At 46.8% G+C, this 21,317-nt stretch carries 25 protein-coding genes; all 25 read left to right on the forward strand.

Features of this window, described 5'->3' with window-relative positions; all coding sequences use genetic code 11:
• Positions 1-60: 60 nt before the first annotated feature.
• The 25 genes from flgG (at position 61) to ABEA66_RS29700 (ending at position 21,285) form a co-directional block, all read left to right on the forward strand.
• Positions 61-882: a flagellar basal body rod protein FlgG gene (gene flgG, locus ABEA66_RS29580; RefSeq protein WP_079910261.1), complete on the forward strand. Its 822-nt coding sequence runs from the start codon at positions 61-63 to the stop codon at positions 880-882.
• A gap of 66 nt (positions 883-948) precedes the next feature.
• Positions 949-1,170, forward strand: a complete 222-nt coding sequence (locus ABEA66_RS29585) for a flagellar FlbD family protein (protein ID WP_079910260.1) — start codon at positions 949-951, stop codon at positions 1,168-1,170.
• Entirely contained in the window at positions 1,171-1,644 is a 474-nt protein-coding gene (locus tag ABEA66_RS29590) for a flagellar basal body-associated FliL family protein (protein ID WP_079910259.1), read from the forward strand.
• Positions 1,645-1,681: 37 nt separating this feature from the next.
• Entirely contained in the window at positions 1,682-2,680 is a 999-nt protein-coding gene (gene fliM, locus ABEA66_RS29595; protein ID WP_192705197.1) for a flagellar motor switch protein FliM, read from the forward strand.
• Positions 2,670-3,947: a flagellar motor switch phosphatase FliY gene (fliY, locus tag ABEA66_RS29600; RefSeq protein WP_345593302.1), complete on the forward strand. Its 1,278-nt coding sequence runs from the start codon at positions 2,670-2,672 to the stop codon at positions 3,945-3,947. The genes fliM and fliY overlap by 11 nt, the downstream gene beginning before the upstream one ends.
• A gap of 29 nt (positions 3,948-3,976) precedes the next feature.
• Positions 3,977-4,339: a response regulator gene (locus ABEA66_RS29605; protein WP_028550434.1), complete on the forward strand. Its 363-nt coding sequence runs from the start codon at positions 3,977-3,979 to the stop codon at positions 4,337-4,339.
• A gap of 43 nt (positions 4,340-4,382) precedes the next feature.
• The gene (locus ABEA66_RS29610; protein WP_256865330.1) at positions 4,383-5,024 is read left to right on the forward strand and encodes a flagellar biosynthetic protein FliO; all 642 of its coding nucleotides are present in this window, start codon (positions 4,383-4,385) and stop codon (positions 5,022-5,024) included.
• A 26-nt stretch (positions 5,025-5,050) separates the two neighbouring features.
• Positions 5,051-5,782, forward strand: coding sequence for a flagellar type III secretion system pore protein FliP (fliP, locus tag ABEA66_RS29615; protein WP_377739254.1), 732 nt, complete (start codon positions 5,051-5,053; stop codon positions 5,780-5,782).
• Positions 5,783-5,816: 34 nt separating this feature from the next.
• Complete coding sequence (gene fliQ / locus ABEA66_RS29620; protein ID WP_079910256.1) at positions 5,817-6,086, forward strand: flagellar biosynthesis protein FliQ; 270 nt, start codon at positions 5,817-5,819, stop codon at positions 6,084-6,086.
• 11 nt (positions 6,087-6,097) lie between these two features.
• Complete coding sequence (gene fliR / locus ABEA66_RS29625; protein ID WP_079910255.1) at positions 6,098-6,877, forward strand: flagellar biosynthetic protein FliR; 780 nt, start codon at positions 6,098-6,100, stop codon at positions 6,875-6,877.
• Between the two features lie 19 nt (positions 6,878-6,896).
• Complete coding sequence (gene flhB / locus ABEA66_RS29630) at positions 6,897-7,988, forward strand: flagellar biosynthesis protein FlhB (protein ID WP_345593305.1); 1,092 nt, start codon at positions 6,897-6,899, stop codon at positions 7,986-7,988.
• A 23-nt stretch (positions 7,989-8,011) separates the two neighbouring features.
• Entirely contained in the window at positions 8,012-10,045 is a 2,034-nt protein-coding gene (flhA, locus tag ABEA66_RS29635) for a flagellar biosynthesis protein FlhA (protein ID WP_345593307.1), read from the forward strand.
• Positions 10,042-11,355, forward strand: a complete 1,314-nt coding sequence (flhF, locus tag ABEA66_RS29640; RefSeq protein ID WP_345593309.1) for a flagellar biosynthesis GTPase FlhF — start codon at positions 10,042-10,044, stop codon at positions 11,353-11,355. The genes flhA and flhF overlap by 4 nt, the downstream gene beginning before the upstream one ends.
• Entirely contained in the window at positions 11,348-12,229 is an 882-nt protein-coding gene (locus ABEA66_RS29645) for a MinD/ParA family protein (protein WP_079910252.1), read from the forward strand. Before flhF ends, ABEA66_RS29645 begins: the two co-directional genes overlap by 8 nt.
• A 51-nt stretch (positions 12,230-12,280) precedes the next feature.
• Positions 12,281-13,405, forward strand: a complete 1,125-nt coding sequence (locus tag ABEA66_RS29650) for a protein-glutamate methylesterase/protein-glutamine glutaminase (RefSeq protein WP_345593314.1) — start codon at positions 12,281-12,283, stop codon at positions 13,403-13,405.
• Positions 13,406-13,462: 57 nt separating this feature from the next.
• Complete coding sequence (locus tag ABEA66_RS29655) at positions 13,463-15,523, forward strand: chemotaxis protein CheW (protein WP_345593316.1); 2,061 nt, start codon at positions 13,463-13,465, stop codon at positions 15,521-15,523.
• A gap of 54 nt (positions 15,524-15,577) precedes the next feature.
• Positions 15,578-16,039: a chemotaxis protein CheW gene (locus tag ABEA66_RS29660; protein ID WP_079910249.1), complete on the forward strand. Its 462-nt coding sequence runs from the start codon at positions 15,578-15,580 to the stop codon at positions 16,037-16,039.
• A gap of 37 nt (positions 16,040-16,076) precedes the next feature.
• Positions 16,077-16,664 (forward strand): chemotaxis protein CheC, encoded by a 588-nt coding sequence (locus tag ABEA66_RS29665; protein ID WP_192705258.1) that lies wholly within the window; start codon positions 16,077-16,079, stop codon positions 16,662-16,664.
• On the forward strand, positions 16,661-17,155 hold the full coding sequence (locus ABEA66_RS29670; protein WP_345593323.1) for a chemotaxis protein CheD: 495 nt from the start codon (positions 16,661-16,663) through the stop codon (positions 17,153-17,155). The genes ABEA66_RS29665 and ABEA66_RS29670 overlap by 4 nt, the downstream gene beginning before the upstream one ends.
• Before the next feature lie 3 nt (positions 17,156-17,158).
• Positions 17,159-17,584, forward strand: coding sequence for a hypothetical protein (locus ABEA66_RS29675; protein ID WP_345593325.1), 426 nt, complete (start codon positions 17,159-17,161; stop codon positions 17,582-17,584).
• A gap of 18 nt (positions 17,585-17,602) precedes the next feature.
• Positions 17,603-18,388, forward strand: coding sequence for a FliA/WhiG family RNA polymerase sigma factor (locus ABEA66_RS29680; RefSeq protein ID WP_079910245.1), 786 nt, complete (start codon positions 17,603-17,605; stop codon positions 18,386-18,388).
• A gap of 23 nt (positions 18,389-18,411) precedes the next feature.
• On the forward strand, positions 18,412-19,818 hold the full coding sequence (locus ABEA66_RS29685) for a flagellar assembly protein A (RefSeq protein ID WP_192705206.1): 1,407 nt from the start codon (positions 18,412-18,414) through the stop codon (positions 19,816-19,818).
• Positions 19,819-19,847: 29 nt separating this feature from the next.
• On the forward strand, positions 19,848-20,171 hold the full coding sequence (locus ABEA66_RS29690) for a hypothetical protein (RefSeq protein WP_192705207.1): 324 nt from the start codon (positions 19,848-19,850) through the stop codon (positions 20,169-20,171).
• 42 nt (positions 20,172-20,213) lie between these two features.
• Positions 20,214-20,798: a DUF6115 domain-containing protein gene (locus ABEA66_RS29695; RefSeq protein WP_192705208.1), complete on the forward strand. Its 585-nt coding sequence runs from the start codon at positions 20,214-20,216 to the stop codon at positions 20,796-20,798.
• The gene (locus ABEA66_RS29700) at positions 20,785-21,285 is read left to right on the forward strand and encodes a hypothetical protein (RefSeq protein WP_345593330.1); all 501 of its coding nucleotides are present in this window, start codon (positions 20,785-20,787) and stop codon (positions 21,283-21,285) included. Before ABEA66_RS29695 ends, ABEA66_RS29700 begins: the two co-directional genes overlap by 14 nt.
• Positions 21,286-21,317: the final 32 nt, after the last annotated feature.

Here is a 21,317-nt window from a genome sequence, read left to right on the forward strand (position 1 = left end):
GGTTGTGGAACGATCGAAGCAACCGGAACAACTAACCAACAATTTGGGAGGCAATGGTTCATGTTAAGATCTCTTTACTCAGGCGTTTCCGGTATGAGAGGATTTCAAACCAAGCTGGACGTCATTGGTAACAATATTGCTAACGTTAACACGATCGGATTTAAAGCGGGTCGCGTTATGTTTAAGGACATTCTCAGCCAATCCGTTGCCGGTGTAACGGCTCCTGAAGCCGGAGCCAAGGGCGGCGTTAACGCGAAGCAAATCGGTCTGGGCGTCGCTATCAGCGCTATCGATACTGTACATACGCCGGGAAGCGCGATGACTACCAATGTACCTACGGACTTGCGTATTGACGGAGACGGATTTTTTGCAGTATCACCGACCGGCTCGACTGATGACATGTTCTTAACACGCGCTGGTAACTTTACTGTTGATGCGAATCGTCAGTTGGTTACGGCCGACGGTATGTTTGTTTTGAATACTCAGGGCGGAATTATTGCGCTGGAAGCTGATGATACTGCGTTCTCCATTTCGCAAAACGGTGAAGTCATTACGACAAAAGCGGACGGTACAACCGGTGCAGCCAACGTCATTGCGGTAGCTAAGGTGCCGAATCCGGCAGGCTTGGAAAAAGTGGGCGGCAACTTATACCGTACGACCGCGAACTCCAACGTTGAAGATATCGACTTGGCCACTTCAGTTCCTAACGATCCTGCAACTGGAACAGGGGCAATTATTGCCGGACAATTGGAAATGTCCAACGTGGACCTGACGTCCGAGTTTACCGAAATGATCGTAGCTCAACGCGGATTCCAATCGAACTCCAGAATCATTACGACATCCGATGAGATTCTGCAAGAGGTTGTTAACCTCAAACGATAATTATTTAAAGGGGGGAGCGCTGCGGGGTGGTTTCACTCCCCCTAATTTTTCTATCGGAGGCTGTTTATGATTCGACTGACTCGTCTTAATGGCAAACACATTATTGTTAATGCCATCTTGATTGAAAGTATTGAAGAAACGCCGGACACCATGATTACCTTAACCACCGGCAAAAAAATAACCGTGTTGGAGCCTGTTACCGATGTCGTCCAGCTTGCGACGCAGTATATGCAGTCCATAGGATCGATTGTTGGAACCATCAAGAGTTTGGATTCGGAGGGGTTGTAGTTGTTAAAAAGTCGAATTTTCCTGTTAATCGTTGCCATCCTTATAGCTATAACCTTAATTTTAACGGCTGCTTTCATTTTGTGGAATTATATGGATAAAGCGAATCAAACCTCGCAAGACCAAGCGATTAGCTCAGCTAATCAAGTACAGAGCAAAAAGGTGTCGCCAGATGAAACCAAAGAAAACACAGTGATCATGAAAGATATTTTGACAAACCTCGCTGCGAACAACCGATTTGTAAAAGCGAGCTTTGCCTTTGAGATGGAAAATAAGAAGGCCAAGGAAGAGTTTGAGAAGCTGGATTTCAAAATGAAGGCCATTATCGTGCAAACGCTAGCCGACATGACGCCTGAGCAGGTTCAGGGAAGTAAAGGCTTCGATAATCTGACTTCGGTCCTTATGAATAAAATGAATCCACTACTATCCTCCGGTAAAATCAAACAAATTTGGATCACGGAACATGTGCTTCAATAATTGGAGGCAATAGACACTCGTACAGGAGGTGACGCTTATGGTTGATGTACTTTCACAAAATGAAATTGACGCCTTATTGGCTGCGTTATCCTCGGGTGAGATGGATGCGGAAGAACTTAAGAAGGAAGAGACGCAGAAGAAGGTCCGCGCTTATGATTTTAAAAGAGCCGTACGTTTTTCGAAGGATCATATTCGCAGCTTAACAAGAATTCATGAGAACTTTGCCCGCTATTTAACAACCTACTTCTCGGCGCAGCTCAGGACCTTCGTTCAGATTAACGTAGTGCAGGTGGAGCAGCTGCCGTATGATGAATTCATCCGTTCCATTCCGAAAATGACCATCCTCAATATCTTTGAGGCTGAGCCATTAGAAGGCAGAATGGTCCTCGAGGTCCATCCCAACGTAGCATTTGCTATGCTGGATCGTCTCTTGGGAGGGGCTGGCACGACACCGTCAAAAATTAATGCCCTGACGGAAATAGAAACGATCGTTATGGAACGTATCTTCAGCAGAGCTTTCGAGAGTCTGCAGGAGGCGTGGAAAACGGTGGTCGACCTGTCGCCACGAATGGAAGCCTTGGAAACGAATCCGCAATTTATGCAAATTGTTTCCCCTAATGAGACGATTGCGCTGATCTCGTTAAGTACCAAAATAGGCGATACAACGGGGATGATTAACCTGTGTATTCCTCACGTCGTTATCGAGCCTATCATGCCAAGACTATCGGTTCATCATTGGTTCGTATCCCAGAAGAAAACAAGCGCACCTGAGGAAGTCATGGCCCTGCAATCCAGACTTCATAGAGCTAAGCTTCCTATTATAGCGGAACTAGGCGAGTCGCAAATTTCCGTTGGAGAATTCCTGAACTTAAACGTAGGCGATGTGATTTCTTTGCAAAAGCCGGTGGATGAATTGCTGAAAATTCGTATAGGTGAAAAGCTGAAGTTTTACGGTACGCCGGGAACGACTCGTGGAAAATTGGCCTTGCAAATAACCGATATTGTCGATGAAGGAGCGGAAGAAAATGACGAATAGCAAAGATTATTTGTCTCAAGAGGAAATAGACGCATTGTTAAGACAATCCTCCGGCGGTGACAGTTCAGGCAGTCCGAGCACTACCGAGGTGTATGTGGAAGATTATTTATCGTCGCTGGAACAGGATGCGCTCGGAGAGATAGGGAATATTACTTTCGGCAGCGCAGCGACGGCTTTGTCGACGCTCTTGGGGAAAAAAGTCGATATTACAACGCCGAAAGTGTCGATTGTTGCGAAGGAAGCGTTGATAGATGAATTCCCCAAGCCGCATGTTGCAGTCCATGTCAATTATGTTGATGGCTTCCATGGCATCAATCTGTTGGTTATTAAAACGCGTGATGCTCAAGTCATCGCTGACCTCATGATGGGCGGAGAAGGCACAGTGGGCGAAGCGGATTTGACCGAAATCCATATCAGCGCCGTTCAAGAAGCGATGAATCAGATGATGGGGTCGTCTGCGACATCAATGTCAACAATATTTAACCGTTTCGTGAACATTTCACCTCCGGGCATTGATATACTAAATTTAGCGGAAGAAGGAGGAACTTCGACACTTCCTCCCGAAGATGTATTTATCAAAATCTCCTTCCGTTTGACAATCGGGGACTTAATCGACTCCACGATTATGCAGTTGCTTCCGGTACACTTCGCGAGGGATATGGTTTCAATATTGATGGGAGGGGGAGACAGCCAAGAAGAATCAGCAGCAGCATCTGCGGTAGAGCCTGCGCCAATTCCTGCACCACCGGTGCCGGAACCTGCTCCGGCCCCTGCTCCTCAACAGCAGCATGCGGCGCCGCCGGTTCAGGATCCCTATGCGCAGCCTATGTACCAGCAGCCGACTATGCAGCCGCAGCAACCGATGTACCAGCAGCCTATGGCGGCGCCGCAGCAGCCTATGTACCAACAACCGCCTGCTGCATATGGCACAGGACCTGCTCGCAATGTGAATGTACAACCAGCGCAATTTTCCAACTTTACACCGATGAATCTATCGCCTGCTGAGGATGCCAACCTGAACCTGCTTCTGGACATTCCGCTCAAGGTAACCGTAGAGCTGGGAAGAACCCACAAGGTCATTAAAGACATTCTCGAGCTCTCGCAAGGATCGATTATCGAGTTGGATAAGCTGGCCGGCGAACCTGTCGATATTTTAGTGAACAACAAGCTTATTGCTAAAGGTGAAGTTGTAGTCATAGATGAAAACTTCGGGGTTCGTGTAACAGACATTGTGAATCAGTGGGACCGCATTCAAAAATTACAATAACAAACATACTTTAGGAGGACTGTTCACCCATGGCAAACCGAATTCTAATCGTAGACGACGCAGCATTTATGAGAATGATGATCCGAGACATTTTGTCAAAGAACGGATACGAGGTAGTAGGAGAAGCAAACGATGGCGCTCAAGCCATTGAGAAATTTAAAGAATTGCGTCCTGACTTGATCACTATGGACATCACCATGCCGGAAATGGACGGAATCGCAGCTTTGAAGGAAATTAAAAAGATCGATGCTAACGCTAAAGTCATCATGTGCTCCGCGATGGGCCAACAAGCTATGGTTATCGACGCTATTCAAGCGGGAGCCAAAGATTTTATCGTAAAACCTTTCCAAGCGGACCGTGTTATCGAAGCTATCAAAAAGACGCTGGGATAATAGTACATAGGGGAGAGTCTTACAGCCGAAAGGAATGTGAAACTTGAACAGACTCTTGACCGGATTCACGTCGTTCATCATTATGGGGATCATTCAACTGGCCGGTTTCTCGAGCTTTTGTTACGGGGAACCCGGCACTCCTTCAGAGCCGTTGTCAAAAGACACACCTGATTTTGCGTATCCGGGTACGGATACGGCGAGTACGCTGTGGATGGTAGTTAAGGTTGTTTTTTTCCTTATTGTTATTATCGGAATCTTTTTTGTAATTGTGAAGTTTCTTTCTCAAAAAAATAAAACTTTGTTCGGACGGTCCCTGCGTTCGCTCGGAGGAGTACCGTTAGGACAAAACAAATCGATTCAAGTCGTTGAAATCGGACATTCTATATATATTGTCGGTGTCGGAGACAACGTCCAGCTAATCGAGAAGATCGATGATGAGGAAGAAGTTGCTTACATAACAAGCATGTTGACGAATCATGCCATCAGTACTCCTACTTTTGAATCGCTAAGCGGATGGTGGAATAAGCTTAGGAACAAACAGGAGCCTAGTGAAGGTGAAGATATAACGGCATCCTTCCAGCAAGTGTTCCATGATAAGATGCAGCACCTATCCGATCGGAAGAAGAGGGTCGATGAGCTGCTGATGGATGATAATAACAAAGATCGGTTGAATGATAAACCATGAAATATAAAGCATTGGCATTTACTATCATGACCTTGTTGGCCGTTACCGTTATGTGGTCTTCCCAGGCTTATGCGGCAGATCCGATTCCGGGAATCAATATTGATATTGGGAGCTCCAACAGCAGTTCGGGGGCTTCCAATACCATCAATATCATTTTGCTGCTGACGGTACTGAGTATAGCGCCTGCAATTCTTATTCTAATGACCAGCTTCACAAGAATTATTATCGTGCTCGGCTTCGTTCGAACATCGCTTGGAACGCAGCAAATGCCTCCCAACCAGGTGCTTGTGGGCTTGGCCTTGTTTCTGACCTTTTTCATTATGGCGCCGACGCTCGGCGATGTGAATCAGAATGCATTACAGCCGTACATGAAGGGAGAAATCTCGCAAACCGCCGCATTGGATAAAGCGTCCGTAGCAATGAAAAAATTTATGTTTCAATATACGAGACAAAAGGATTTGAAGCTGTTTCTGGATTATTCCAAGGCAGCGCCGCCTACCGGAGTAGAGGATACTCCATTAACAGCATTGGTTCCCGCCTATGCCATAAGCGAGCTGAAGACGGCGTTTCAGATGGGCTTTATGATCTTTATCCCGTTTTTGGTTATTGACATGGTCGTATCAAGTACTTTGATGGCCATGGGGATGATGATGCTGCCGCCGGTCATGATCTCGCTGCCGTTTAAAATCTTGCTCTTCATCTTGGTTGATGGCTGGTATCTTGTTGTAAGGTCCTTGCTGATTAGCTACAATACATGATCACTACATTCGGCCGTGCAGGAGGAAAAGTAACGTGAGTTCCGAGTTTGTCATTCGATTGGCCGGTGAGGCTGTGTATACGGTCTTGAAAGCCAGTGCCCCCATGCTGTTAATCGGTTTGGTCGTAGGTTTGATCATCAGTATTTTTCAGGCAACCACACAAATTCAAGAGCAGACGCTGGCTTTCGTACCGAAAATCGTTGCGGTGCTGGTATCGTTTTTGATTTTTGGACCTTGGATTCTTACAACGCTGGTTGATTTTACTTATAACCTGTTGAATAACTTATATAAATTTATCGGCTAGGCTGTGAGTAAATGGAATGGGTGACACAGTATTTACCTGGTTTTCTGCTCTATTTTTGTCGTATCGCCTCGTTTTTTGTCGTGGTACCTATCTTTTCGGCCAGGAACGTACCACAGCATTTTAAGATCGGAATTGCTTTTTTTATAGCATTGATGGCTTACACCCTATTTGGGATGAAAGATCCGGCAACCTTTGACTCTCTATACTTGCTTTCTGTGATTAGAGAGATCTTAGTCGGTCTTTTATTAGGATTTATCGCTTATATGTTCTTTCAGATCCTTTTAATAGCCGGAGCCTTCATCGATATTCAGATGGGATTCGGTATTGCTAACGTGATCGATCCTATGACGGGCGCGCAAAGCCCTGTTATGGGGAATCTGAAATATATGATAGCGATTTTGCTGTTCCTGTCCTTTAACGGTCATCATTTGCTGCTAAAAGCGATTATGGAGAGCTATGACTGGATTCCGCTGTCTAACCCACTATTTGCCAAAATGTACAGCGGCGATATAGCCAAATTCATGGTTCAGACGTTCAGCAGCGTGTTCAGCATCAGCTTTCAAATGGCGGCACCGCTAGTGGTATCCATCTTTCTTACGGATGTGGGACTTGGGTTTCTGGCAAGGGTAGCTCCCCAGTTCAATATTTTTGTTGTGGGGATGCCGATCAAGATCACCGTTGGCTTTATCTTGTTAGCCCTGCTGTTCCCGGCCTATCGTTACGTATATACGGATATGTTTACTTCGATGCTGGATTCCATACAAAAATTCATTGGTTTGCTTTCAGGATAATCGGGAGGACTGGAACGACTTGGAAACTTTTCGTTTGAAGCTGGATTTACAAATGTTTTCCCAAGAAAAAACGGAGCCGGCCACCCCGAAAAAGCGGCAGGAATCCAAGCAAAAAGGGCAAGTTGCCAAAAGCATGGAATTGCCTGCTGCATTTATTTTGTTCTTTGCCTTTCTTTCCTTTTATCTATTTGGCGGTTATATGAAAGAGCAGCTTGTGCATGTGTTCCGCTCCATCTTCTATGACTACTTGACGTGGGACATCACGATGGAGAATGTCTGGGTTCTGTTCAGGCAGCTGTTTATGCAGAGCATGCTGATCATTATTCCCATTTTGTTGGTTTCGGTAGTCATTGCGATTTTTACGAACTATTTGCAAGTCGGCTTTTTGTTAACCGGAGAGCCGCTGATGATGAAATTAAACAAAATTAATCCGATTGAAGGCGCCAAACGTTTGTTCGCTCTGCGGGCCCTGGTCGACTTCGTGAAATCGATCCTGAAAATGTCGATCATCGGATATGTTGTCTACTCTACGTTATGGGCGGAAAAAGGCCGGTTGATGGATTTGGCAAGACTGCCATTGGAAAATGTCATCTTGTTTACTTCTTCCGTTACCTTGAAATTGGGCATCAAAATCGGGCTGGTTCTCATCGTGCTGGCTCTGCTCGATTATATGTATCAGAAGTACGAATTTGAAAAAAGCATCCGCATGTCCAAGCAAGACATTAAGGATGAGTACAAGAAAACCGAGGGTGACCCATTAATTAAAGGGAAGATTCGTGAAAAGCAAAGAAGAATGGCGCTGCAGCGTATGATGCAGGATGTTCCCAAAGCAGACGTCATTATTACGAACCCGACTCACTTTGCGGTAGCGCTGCGCTACGATGCCAAAAATATGCAAGCCCCTACAGTCATAGCGAAAGGAACGGATTACATCGCATTAAAGATTAAACAAGTGGCTAAGGAGCATCAAATTATTACGATGGAAAATAAGCCTTTGGCCAGAGCGCTGTATGCTCAGGTAGAAATCGGAGAAAGCATTCCAGCGGATTTATTCCAGGCTGTGGCCGAAGTATTAGCATATGTGTATAAGGTTAAAGGCAAGGCTAATTAATGGAGGAAAGGAGGGCATCTGCAATGAAAGTGAAAGATTTGGTCGTATTGATTGGCATCATCGGTATCATCCTTATGATGGTTGTACCTGTTCCCATATGGTTGTTAGATGTCCTGCTGATCATTAACATCTCGATTGCGCTAATGATTATTCTGGTAGGAATGAATACTCGGGACGCGCTGCAGTTTTCAATTTTTCCTTCTTTACTGCTCATTACCACGCTGTTCCGATTGGCGTTGAACGTCTCGACAACCCGTAATATTCTTGCGAATGCCGAGGCCGGTAATGTGGTCAAAACCTTTGGTTCCTTCGTTGCCCAAGGGAACATCGTTGTAGGCTTCGTCGTATTTATCATCCTTGTGCTTGTCCAGTTTATCGTTATTACCAAAGGTTCTGAGCGCGTTGCCGAGGTAGCTGCACGTTTTACCCTGGATGCAATGCCCGGTAAGCAAATGAGTATCGACGCGGATTTGAACGCCGGCTTGATCAACGAACAGCAAGCCAAGGAACGCCGTGAGAAGATCTCCCGCGAGGCGGATTTTTACGGAGCGATGGATGGTGCCAGTAAATTTGTCAAAGGGGATGCGATCGCGGGGATCATCATTCTGATCATTAACATCCTGGGCGGACTGATCATAGGGATGACTATGAAAGGGATGGATATCAAGGAAGCCGGATCCATCTATTCGATCTTAACGATCGGGGACGGGCTGGTCAGCCAGATCCCGGCCTTGCTTATCTCCACCGCAGCGGGTCTGATCGTTACTCGCGCGTCATCTGAAGGAAACCTGGCCCATGATCTGACTACACAGATCTTGTCGTATCCAAAGCTGTTGTATATCGTTGCAGGAACGATTACTTTGCTCGGTATTTTTACACCGATCCACTTGTGGACTACATTGCCGATTGCTGCACTTCTTGCCTTTGCAGCCACCAAAATGCAGCGCAATTTGGAGATGAAGCAGGCACAGGAGGATCAGTTGGTCGAGGAACAGCAGATCGAAGAGGTGCGCAGCCCCGAAAGTGTTATCAGCCTGCTTCAGGTTGATCCCATTGAATTCGAGTTTGGCTACGGGCTAATCCCGCTTGCAGACACGCAGCAAGGCGGAGACCTGCTGGACCGCATCATATTGATTCGAAGACAGTGTGCCTTGGAATTGGGACTTGTCGTTCCCGTGATCCGGATTCGCGACAATATTCAATTAAAGCCTAATGAATATGTGATCAAAATCAAAGGTAACACCGTTGCTCGAGGAGAGCTGCTGCTCAATCACTACCTGGCTATGAGCCCGGGGATTGATGATGATTCCATCACTGGTATCGAGACGCTTGAGCCTGCATTCGGCTTGCCGGCCTTATGGATCGACGAAGTCATGAAGGAACGTGCCGAGCTGTCGGGCTATACCGTGGTTGACCCTCCTTCGGTAGTAGCGACGCATCTGACGGAAGTGATTAAGAAGCATGCGCACGAGCTACTGGGACGTCAGGAAACCAAAGCGCTTATCGAGAATGTCAGAGAAAGCTATTCGGCTCTTGTGGACGATTTGATTCCGAATGTATTGTCCATCGGGGACGTACAAAAGGTACTGGTCAAGCTGCTTCGTGAAAAAATCTCCATTCGCGACCTGGTCACGATTCTGGAAACCTTGGCCGATTACGGTACTTATACGAAAGACACTGAAATCTTGACAGAATATGTAAGACAGTCTCTCTCAAGACAAATTACACAGCAATATGCAACAGGAAGTGATTCCTTGAAGGTGATTACTGTAGGGCCTTCCTTGGAGAAAAAAATTGCCGAGTCCGTTCAGCAATCCGATCAAGGAAGTTACTTGGCGCTCGACCCATCCTCCACTCAAATGATCTATCAACGAGTGACGGATCAAGTGACAAGACTTATTCAGGCGGGTCAACAGCCTATCGTTTTGACCTCACCAACGATCCGGATGTATTTAAGACAGCTGCTTGAAAGAACAATGCAGGACATTCCAGTATTGTCCTACAGCGAACTCGAGCCTAACGTAGAAATTCAAAGCATGGGGGTCGTTAATCTATGAGAGTGAAACGTTATGTTGTGGATTCGATGCCGGATGCGCTGCAAAAGATACGGACTGACCTCGGCAAGGACGCTGTCATACTGAACACCAAAGAAATTCGCTCCGGCGGATTTCTAGGCATGTTCTCCAAAAAAAAGATTGAAGTCATAGCAGCGACGGATTCTGCGGCGGCAGCCGCCGCACCGTCTATCTCCAAAGGATCGGGACAGCCTGTCGTGCCGCTTTCGAAGCCGGCAGCTCCGATAATTACGGAGAAGATCACTTATACTAGACCGACACCCTTGAAAATGAATACTGAGCCCGATGTAAACGAGAGCTTGTCCTTTCCGGAGGTTCCGGATGTGCTTGTACCCGAGCAGCGGCATGAATCGAAGCCGGTTCATCAGCCTGCCGTTCAACAACCCGTACAGATGCATGCGCCGCACTCCAGAGATGATGTACTGCTTCAGGAAATCAAGCAGATGAAGCAGTATATGCAGCAATTATCCGTTCACGGAACCCAGGGGGTACCGATGGATCCGGTTCTTGAGCAAATGCAGCAGCGCTTGCTGGAGCAAGAGATCGATCCGGAGCTTGTGGAGCAGCTGATGACTAGAGCGGCTGAAGAAGCATCTGCTGACGGGAGCCCTATTACGGAAAGAGAGGTTCGCCGTTCCCTGGAAAGACAGCTGCATGAATTATTCGTACAGGGTACGAACAAACGGCTGGACCCCGAAACGAAGGTCGCTCACTTTGTAGGCCCTACGGGTGTAGGGAAAACAACAACGATAGCCAAACTGGCAGCGGAGCAAGTATTGAAATACCATCGCAAAGTTGGTTTTATTACATCCGACACGTACCGGATAGCTGCAGTAGAGCAATTGAAGACATACGGTACTATTCTTAATGTTCCTTTGGAAGTTGTCTTTTCTCCGCAGGATTTGCCGAGAGCTTTTGAACAAATGAAGGATCGCGATATTATTTTCATGGATACGGCGGGCCGCAATTTCCGCAATGAAATGTATGTTTCGGAGCTTAACGCCCTGCTGCAAACAGAAGGGAAAAGTGAAACGTTTCTTGTACTCAGCTTGACAACCAAGTATAAAGACATGAAGGCTATAGCCGACAACTTTACCAAATTCAAGCTGGACAAGCTATTGTTAACCAAAATGGACGAAACGGAGACTTACGGGTCCATTATTAATCTCGCACATGAGTTTCAGCTGCAGATGTCCTACGTGACTCACGGTCAAAGCGTTCCCGAGGATATAACGGAACTGGATGAGCAGCGGATCATTGATCTGGTGCTGGGGGGCGTCCCGTATGAATGATCAGGCGCAAGGGCTCCGGAATCTTATCCTTAAGCAGCATCAGCAGAAGCATCGAGAAGCTATCGCTACCCGTATACTGACGGTTACAAGCGGGAAAGGCGGGGTCGGCAAATCGAATTTCACGCTGAATTTTGCGCTAACTCTACAGAAAAAAGGATACAAGGTTCTCGTCTTTGACGCTGACATCGGCCTGGCGAACATTGACGTATTGATGGGTGTCACAGCCAAACACAGCCTCTACCACTTATTAACGAGAGAAAAAACGATTTGGGATATCATTGAGCAGGGGCCGTACGGTCTGCAATTTATCGCAGGGGGCTCCGGCTTTCAGGATCTTATCCGCTTGACGGAGCAGCAGCTTGATTATTTCGCAGAACAAGTGATGCAGCTCAATGGTACGGTTGATTTTATTATTTTTGATACGGGAGCGGGCTTGTCCAAGGAAACCTTGAAATTTATTTTGTCGGCAGAAGAAACGATCGTTGTTACAACACCGGAACCTACGTCTATTACGGACGCCTATGCCATTATCAAAATGGTCCATTCGATGGAACCGTCGGTTCCATTCAAATTGGTAGTGAACCGCGTAGCTGATTGGAAGGAAGGAAGGCAGACAGCGGATAAGATCAGCATGGTGGCAAAGCAGTTTCTAAAACTGGATATCCCAGCCATCGGTTATGTGTATGACGATAACAGCGTATCCAAAGCTGTCAAGAAGCAGGTTCCTTTTACGATACAATATCCTTCCTGTGCTGCATCGCAATCCATCAGCAGATTGGCAGATGATTATATCTCCAGGCAATTGCCGTCAGCGCAGCAAGAGGGTGCTGTAAAAAGCTTTATGTCAAAAATGATGAAATATTTGAGACAGTAGCACATCCTCTAACCAACAAATCAGACAATCTGCGGGGAGGAGTAACTTCTTATGAAAACCTATAACGTACTTGTTGTCGACGATTCGATTTTTATGAGAAAAATCATTACGGATCTCATCTCGGAGGATCCTCAGTTCCAGGTTGTGGCGACTGCCAAGAACGGCTTAGAAGCAGTGGAATTGGTGAAGAAGCATAAGCCGGATGCCGTTACTTTGGACATTGAAATGCCGGTGATGAACGGACTCGATGCCTTAAAGAAAATTATGTCGGAGCATCCGACGCCGGTCATTATGTTAAGCAGCTTGACACAAGAAGGGGCAAGGGAAACGATAATTGCTCTTGAAAGAGGAGCCGTCGATTTTGTCGGCAAGCCTTCGGGCTCTATATCGCTTGATCTTCATAAAGTGAAAGCTTCACTGCTTGAAAAGCTGCACATTGCCGTGAAGACCAATGCGGCTAAGTTCGCAGTCAATCCTCTCAGGACAACTATTTTTGACAAACTCAAGGCAGCGAAGGAGCTTATTGCGAAGCAGGAAACGGCTGCTGCCGTAGAGCCTCCTAAGCCTCAATCGCAGATTTCCTCAACGTCTGCACAAGTAACGCAGCTGGTTGCCATAGGGACTTCAACCGGTGGTCCCCGCGCGCTGCACCAGGTCATCTCTAGTATACCAGCTGACTTTCCGGCGCCGGTCGTTATCGTTCAGCATATGCCTCCGAACTTCACCAAATCGTTGGCTCAAAGACTGGATTCCATCTCTGAGCTGCATGTGGTGGAAGCGGAGAATGGCATGGCCTTAACCAACGGATGGGCCTATATCGCTCCAGGCGGTTATCATATGATGGTTGCCCGCAATGGTCCGGGAATGTACAAGATTTATTTAAGCAAGGAAGACCCGAGAAACGGGCATCGCCCTTCAGTGGATGTATTGTTCGAATCGCTTCTTCCATTAAAGGAATTGAAGCGTCATGCTGTAATCATGACAGGAATGGGATCGGATGGAGCCAAAGGCATGCTGTCTTTAAAACAGGCGGGAGCCGTAACCACGATTGCTGAGTCGGAAGAAACCTGCATTGTCTATGGCATGCCCCGGGCTGCGGTAGAGCTTCAATGCGTTACACATATATTGCCTCAACAGGAAATAGCCCATCAATTAACCCAGGCCGTAATTCGCTAGCCTTGGTTCCATGGGTGTACATATAGGGTTGGACTAAATTGACGGAGGTGTGTGGTTATGGAATTAAATCAATACTTATCGATGTTTATTGATGAATCCCGAGAACATCTGCAGGCTATGAACGACAATTTGCTGAGCTTGGAAGCAAGCCCCGAGGATGTAAGCATTGTACATAACATTTTTCGTTCGGCCCATACGCTTAAAGGGATGTCGGCAACGATGGGCTTCGAGGACTTGGCGTCCTTGACCCATGAAATGGAGAACGTTTTGGACTTGGTCCGCAATCATAAGTTAAAGATGGACTCGTTCATTTTTGATTGCACCTTCAAAAGCCTGGATGCTTTGGAAGCCATGGTTGAGGATATTATCCAAGGCGGTACAGGCAAGCTCGATGTACAACAGATTGTGGCGTCCCTTAAATCGATCGTCAGCGGTGATTATCTCAAATCCGGATCACCCTCCGCTTCGGCCGCAGCCAAGCCGGATTCTTCGTCACAAGAACCGGCGCTTGATGAATTTCAATTATCTATTATCCAGCAATCGATAGAAGCCGGATTATCTGTATGTCATGTTGAAGTATCCGTACGGGAGGACTGCGTTCTTAAAGCGGCGCGTGCCTATATGGTGTTCAACATTTTGGAACAGAACGGGGAAGTCATCAAATGCACTCCGTCCGTTGAAGACATTGAACAGGAGCGATTCGATAATTCCTTCTCCGTATTTTTTATTTCCCATATTGATAGGGATAGCCTCGAAAAGCAGGTGGCAAGCGTCTCGGAAATCGAGAAGGCAGCCGTTACCCTATTGGACCAAGCCAAGCTGGATGAACTGATGAAGCCGCCTGCGGTACAGCAAGCGCAATTGGAGGTTGCGGCTGCGTCTGCAACGGCAGAGCCGTCAGCTTCTCCGGCTGCAGCAGCACCTGCAGACACCAAGAAGCGTCCTGCGGCAGCCAATGCTCCGGTGGCGAACAGAACCATTCGCGTGGATATCGAACGACTGGATACGTTAATGAATTTATTCAGCGAGCTTCTGATCGACCGCGTTCGTTTGGAGCAGCTGGCGAGCGAAGTCAAGAGAAGTGATTTGACCGAGACCGTAGAGCATATGAGCCGGGTAAGCAGCGATTTGCAAAATATTGTTTTGAAGCTTCGCATGGTTCCCATTGATACGGTGTTCAACCGTTTCCCCCGCATGATTCGCGATGTGGCCAAAACCTTGGACAAAAAAGTGGACCTCATCATTACAGGGGCAGAAACCGAGCTGGATCGTACCGTGATTGATGAAATCGGCGATCCGTTGGTTCACTTGCTGAGAAACTCCGTAGACCACGGCGTTGAGCCGGTCAGTGATCGGATTAGTGCCGGCAAGCCGGAAACAGGGACCATTAACCTGCGTGCATTCCACAGCGGCAATCATGTCTTTATTGAAATCGAGGATGACGGCCGTGGGATAAACCGCGAGAAAGTGTTGAGCATTGCGGTTAAAAACGGCGTCATTCCGCAAGAACAAGCGGCGAAAATGACGGACGAAGAAGTCTACATGCTTTTGTTTGCATCGGGCTTCAGTACCGCGGATAAAATCTCTGATATTTCCGGACGCGGAGTAGGATTGGACGTTGTTAAGACCAAGATTGAGAGCTTGGGAGGAACCGTTCAGGTTGAATCCAAGTGGGGCAAAGGCTCCAAGTTCTCTGTACAGCTGCCGCTTACTTTATCCATCATCTCTGCCATGCTGATCCGCCTGAGCGAAGAGAAGTATGCCATACCGTTGTCTTCGATTGTTGAAACGGCTGCTATCAAGCAGGATCAAATCCGCATCGTACACGGCAATAAAATGATTAATTACCGTAACAGCGTGATTCCATTAGTTTCCCTGGGCAAGCTGTTCGATGTTCCTAATACGGCGGACGTAAAGGAAGGCGAAACGCAAATTGTCGTGATCCGCAAAGGGGAGAAGCTTGCTGCACTTATTGTCGACGAATTCATCGGGCAGCAGGAAATAGTTTTGAAATCACTGGGAAAATATTTGACGAATTTGTTCGCCATTTCCGGAGCTACGATTCTTGGAGACGGTCAAGTGGCACTTATTATAGATACTAATGCATTAATCAAGTAATCATCCGTCACAACGATTCTTAGTACGTTATACATTTTGAGGGAGGCAAGGAACATGGGAGAAGAGATCAAAGTCATTGTATTTGCCCTGGAGAATGAGGAATACGGTGTTGAGGTAGAAAAGGTACGCACCATTGAACGGATGCAGCCCATGACACGGGTACCCAAAACTCCGGAATTTGTAAGAGGGGTTATTAATTTGCGCGGTGTCGTTACCCCGGTAATCGATCTTCGCGGAAGATTCGGGTTTAAGGAAACCGAGTTTACGGACAGTTCACGCATTATCATTGTAGGCGTGAATGATATTGAAGTGGGGCTTATTGTTGATTCGGCTAACGATGTCATTGATGTGGACACAGATAGCATTGAAGATCCGCCGGAAATTGTAGGAGGCATTAAAGCCAAATATTTGCGCGGCATTGCGAAGGTAAGCGACGACAGACTGCTGATTCTTCTGAACCTGCAAGAAGTGCTGAATAAAAGTGAAATTGTCCAATTAGAAAACCTAGAGGAGTAATCGCGTGGAATTATTCAACCGACTAGCAGATTTTCAAATGGATGTGCTTAAGGAAGTCGGCAACATAGGCGCAGGTCATGCGGCAACGGCCTTATCCAAGCTTTTGGATAAGCCCGTTGACATGCTGGTACCCAAGGTGCGTGTTGTTGCGTTTGAAGAAATCGCAGACAGTGTAGGCGGTGCGGAAGAAGTCGTCATCGCGATTTTCCTTCGGGTTGAGGGAGAAACGCCCGGGAATCTATTTTTTATCTTAACATTGGAGTCAGCCAAAAAATTGTTGCGCAGTTTGGTAGGAATTATGGCGACTCATGACGAAAATTATACAGAGATGGAACTTTCTGCTTTGAGTGAGATTGGCAATATTTTGGCTGGATCTTATTTATCCTCCCTTGCAGATTTCACACAATTGGCCATGTCGCCAACCGTACCTTCCATAGCCATTGATATGGCGGGAGCGATTCTCAGCTTTGGTCTCCTACAATTCGGTCAAATGGGCGATCACGCATTGTTAATTGATACGAAGTTTTTGGACGGGAATGAGGAAGTCAAGGGCCACTTCTTCTTAATTCCTGATCCGGAATCGTTCGATAAAATTTTTAAAGCCCTGGGAGTAGATTCTCTATGATCCAGGATAAGTTCATCAAGGTAGGCATGGCGGACCTGAATGTTGCTCACTTGACCGGAGTGTTGAAGACGACGGGTTTAGGGTCCTGCGTAGGGCTTACGTTATATGACGCTAAAGCGAAGGTTGCCGGGATGGCGCACGTGATGCTGCCGACTTCGGAAATTGCCAGAGAAGGAACGCTTAACATTGCAAAGTATGCGGATACGGCAGTTCCTGATATGATTCAGCGTATGGAGAGCCTGGGGGCATCCATAAGCAGAATGGAAGCCAAGATGGCTGGAGGCTCCCAAATGTTCGCTTTCGGCGGTAATTCGGACACCATGAGAATCGGACCGAGAAACGTAGAGTCTTGCAAGGAAATGTTAAAGCGTTATTTGATCCCTTTGAAGGCTGAAGACACGGGCGGCAATTACGGAAGAACAATTGAATTTGATTGTGAGACGGGCACCCTGGTCATTCGCAGCGTTCAAAATGGAGTAAAGGAGCTTTAGCTAATGATTGGAACAGTTCGATGGAACCTGATTATCGGCCTTATTTCATTAGTAATTACGTTCATAAGCTCAATTTCAACGAATATTTGGACAACGAGCTTGTTAAGAAGCGTATACAGCTTTGCTATCGTATTTATTGTGATTTTTTTATTCAGGTGGATTCTCGGCACAATAGCCGGTCTTAATCAGTTGAATACCGATTTGAAAGATGGCGTATCGGATGAAGAGGGAAAGGGAGCGGCTCTGGATTTGCAAACTCCGGAGGACGATGCTTCCCTCCATCAAATGTTAAAGGATTCTCTTGATCCGAAAGCACCCTCGATGGATTCAGGATTCGCTCCGTTAAATCCACCGAAGCTGTCCAGCAAGACTAATAGCATGGAACCAGGAGAGATGGCGCAAGCGGTACGTCGTATGGCGGAAGAATAAGGGTGGTGACAACCGGTTATGATTCAACAAAAATCGCATTTACCGAATATCGATGTGTGGAAGCAGTGGAAGGAATTCGGTGTAATTGAAGCTAAACAGTCACTGATTGAGAACTATTTGCCACTGGTCGAATATGTATCGAACCGTCTGTCTATCGGTCTGCCCAAAAATGTATCGAAAGATGATTTGGCAAGCTATGGCGTCATGGGTCTTATCGATGCTATAGAGAAGTTTGATTATGAACGCGGGCTTCAGTTTGAAACCTATGCTTCCTGGCGGATTCGGGGCGCTATTATCGACGGGCTGCGCCAGGGAGACTGGGTACCGCGTTCGATCAGGGAAAAGTCAAAAAAAATCGAGGAAGCATATCAATTGCTGGAGCAGCAGTACTTGCGTTCCGTGACGGATGCGGAAATCAGTTCCTATTTACAAGTCAGCGAGAACGAGTTTCAGCAGATGGTTCAGGAAATTGCAATTACTACCGTTTGCTCCATTGATGATCCTATCCGAGAAGAAGATTCCGAGACGCGGCTATCTCTGTTAATTGACGAGAAGGCCAAAAACCCTGAATATAAGGTGAATGAGTTTTATTTGAAAGAAACGCTGGCAAAGGCTATAGAGCGTCTAACGGATAAGGAACGAACCGTAGTCTCCTTATTTTATTATGAGGAGCTATCGCTAAGTGAAATAGCGGAAGTCATGAGTTTATCGCCATCTAGAATCTCACAACTTCATTCCAAAGCGATTTTACGTCTTCGTGGCTCATTGAGCCGCTTTAAGACGCAGCTGTTTCAAGAAACTTGATCGGAAGAAAGTGGGGGAGAATAATGAGTGAATCTTCGATTCCGCTAAGTTATTATGCCGAGATCACATTGTCGGACGACAAGGCCCAAGCCTTTCTTCAGTTTAAGCAGCCGGAGGAGGGCTTGGAGGTAACGTTAACTCAGTTGGAAGAGTTGCTCCATTCCTATCATATTGTACATGGCATTGATTTAGATATGCTTAGCTCGATTGCCCGCAATCCTAAAGCTTACTTTCAAGCCAAAACACTGGTTGCGAGCGGCACTTCACCCATTCCGGGCAAAGACGGTTACATTAAGCTTGCTTATGAGGTAGCAAGTGATGCAAAGAAGCCAGCCGAGCTGGAGAGCGGCAAAGTCGATTATAGAGAAATAACGACCATTAGCAATGTTCGCAAAGGCCAATTGCTTGCCCAAAAAATGCCGGCAACCGCAGGGACTCCAGGCAAAGCGGTTACCGGTGAAGTTCTTCCTCCTAAGGATGGGAAGGAAGCCCGCTTGAAAATCGGCAAAAACGTAGTTGCCGATCCCGAGCAAAAAGCGCTTTACGCGGCTATTGATGGGATGATTGTGACAACGGAGCGCGACAAAATTAATGTATTCCCGATCTTTGAGGTCAATGGAGACGTTGATTATAACGTTGGAAATATCGATTTTGTCGGTTCCGTCGTGATCCGGGGCAATGTTTTGAGCGGGTTTAAAATCAAGGCTGCGGGAGATCTCCGGATTACCGGAAGCGTAGAGGGAGCAGATCTCGAGGCGGAAGGCTCTATCGAAATCAACGGCGGAATTCTTGGCCATAATAAAGCCATGATTCGAGCAGGAAAGAGGGTAAAAAGCTCCTTTATTCAGGATGCGACGGTTATAGCCGAAGAAATCTTTGTAACCCAAAGTATTATGCATTCCAATATTCGCGCGTCCAAAAATGTCATTTGTAAAGGCACCAAAGGCTTAATAGTCGGTGGAGTCATTCAATCTGGTGAGAACGTTGTAGCCAGAACGATAGGTAATTCCATGTCAACGGCAACGGTCATTGAGGTCGGCGTACTGCCTGAATTGCGAAATGAGCTGGTTCAGCTTCGTTCGCAGCTGAAGTCGGTTAACGAGAACTTCGACAAAACCGAGAAAGCGCTAGCATTACTGGATCAATTAGCGGCAGCAGGGCAGCTTGGACCGGATAAAGTATCGATGAGAATCAAGCTTAACCATACCAAGAAGCAAATTGCTGAAGAGCAAGCCGGGTACAAGGAACGTATATTTGAAATTGAGCGTTCGCTGGAAGATTCGGATAAAGCCAAAGTTGAAGTTGTTTCTACTATATATAGTGGAGTCAAAATTGTAATTGGCAGGTATACGAAATTTATAAAAGATCACGTTTCCCACGTTAAGTTTCAATTGGCGAATGGGGACATTGCCATGATTCCCATTACATAGAGCATAAACCAGCTTAGGGAGGGTTTGCGATGAGCTTGAGGCCTGTGGAGCTGCAGTTTGTTTTGCACAAGAACGATGAAGCCGGATTGAAGCAAAACCAGTTGAATCAAAAGCCGATTCAGGACCAGGCTTTGCTCGCTGATGATACCTTGAAGCATACGGAGAAAGAACGGCAGCTGGCGGGAAAAAGCGAGCATGCGCATAAAGCAGCCCTTTTCGATAAAGAGAAAGAAAAATCCGAGAGCCGCTCTAAAAAATCTCCAAGGAAAAAAGGGGATGCGGATTCCAACCCTGCTTCCATGGAGATGAGTGAGCATCCCTTCAAAGGAAGGCACATCGATTTATCCCTGTAATCATCGCAGAAGGTACGTGACTAGCAGAAAAAGGTGATAAGATTGTATCAACCTTGGGTATATATTGTACTCGTTGGCTTGGTGTTTATCGTGTATGCCACACTTGTACCGAAGACAAACACGTCCAATGGGAAGTCATCGCCCAGCATCAACGAAATTGAACAAACCATGGAGCATTTTGCCGGTGAGCTGGAGGAGCAGAATGAGGCATTGATTCGTCAACTGGCAGAGCTCAAGAAGGATCATGAAATCCATCAAGCCAAGCTGTCGTCCAGATTGGAAAGCTTGGAACATCAATTCGCTCATTCCAACCAGGAATTGCTGAAGCTTGGCGCGGCTTACGCGGATCTTCAGAAGCAACTTGATCAACCTGCGGGACGCATCGATTTTGCTGAAGCGGCGGCTGCTCAGCTAGAGATCGACCAGCTGCAGGGCACCGATCATTCCGAACCCCAGAGTGAACCGGAAGGAATGAACATCCGAAGCCGCTATGCGGAATTATTCGAGCTCCATGAGCAAGGGAAATCGACGGATCACATAGCGAAAAAATTAAACATGAACAAAGGTGAGGTCAACCTGATCCTTCAATTAGCCAAGCAGGAGGAACAGTTGAATGCTCAAAAATAGATCGCTTCTATTCGGGTTGGGCTTAGGCCTTATAGCCGGGGCCTTATTGCTGCAGGTTATGAATATTGCGGTATCCCCTCAGCAGGCTAATGGATTGGAGCTCCAGGAGCTTGATAAGCAAAAGCTGAAGGAAGCAGCCTCCAAATATTTTCAAGTGAATGAGTTGGATCAGAAATTGTATAATCAAGCGCAGGCGGATGCTTTGGTACAGCAGAAGCTTAAGGAAGAGAAGGAGAAGCAAGCGGCAAACGCGCCTGCCCAAGCTGCGAAGGAGTCTGCTAAGGAAACTTATATCTTCATATCCAAGGGGCTTACCGCGGGGAACGTAGCCGATTTGCTGCAGCAGAGCGGGGTTATCAGCGATCGTAAAGCGTTCGAGGATGCGATGTACAAGCAGCAGCTGAATGATAAGATCGTTGCGGGCGTGCACGTCTTTAAGGGTACGCAGGATCTGACACAGGTTCTTACGAATTTAACGTCACAATAAGAGTCTGACCTTGAATGAGGTTAGGCTTTTGT

Source organism: Paenibacillus vulneris (genome assembly GCF_039543185.1).
Lineage (GTDB): Bacteria > Bacillota > Bacilli > Paenibacillales > NBRC-103111 > Paenibacillus_S > Paenibacillus_S vulneris.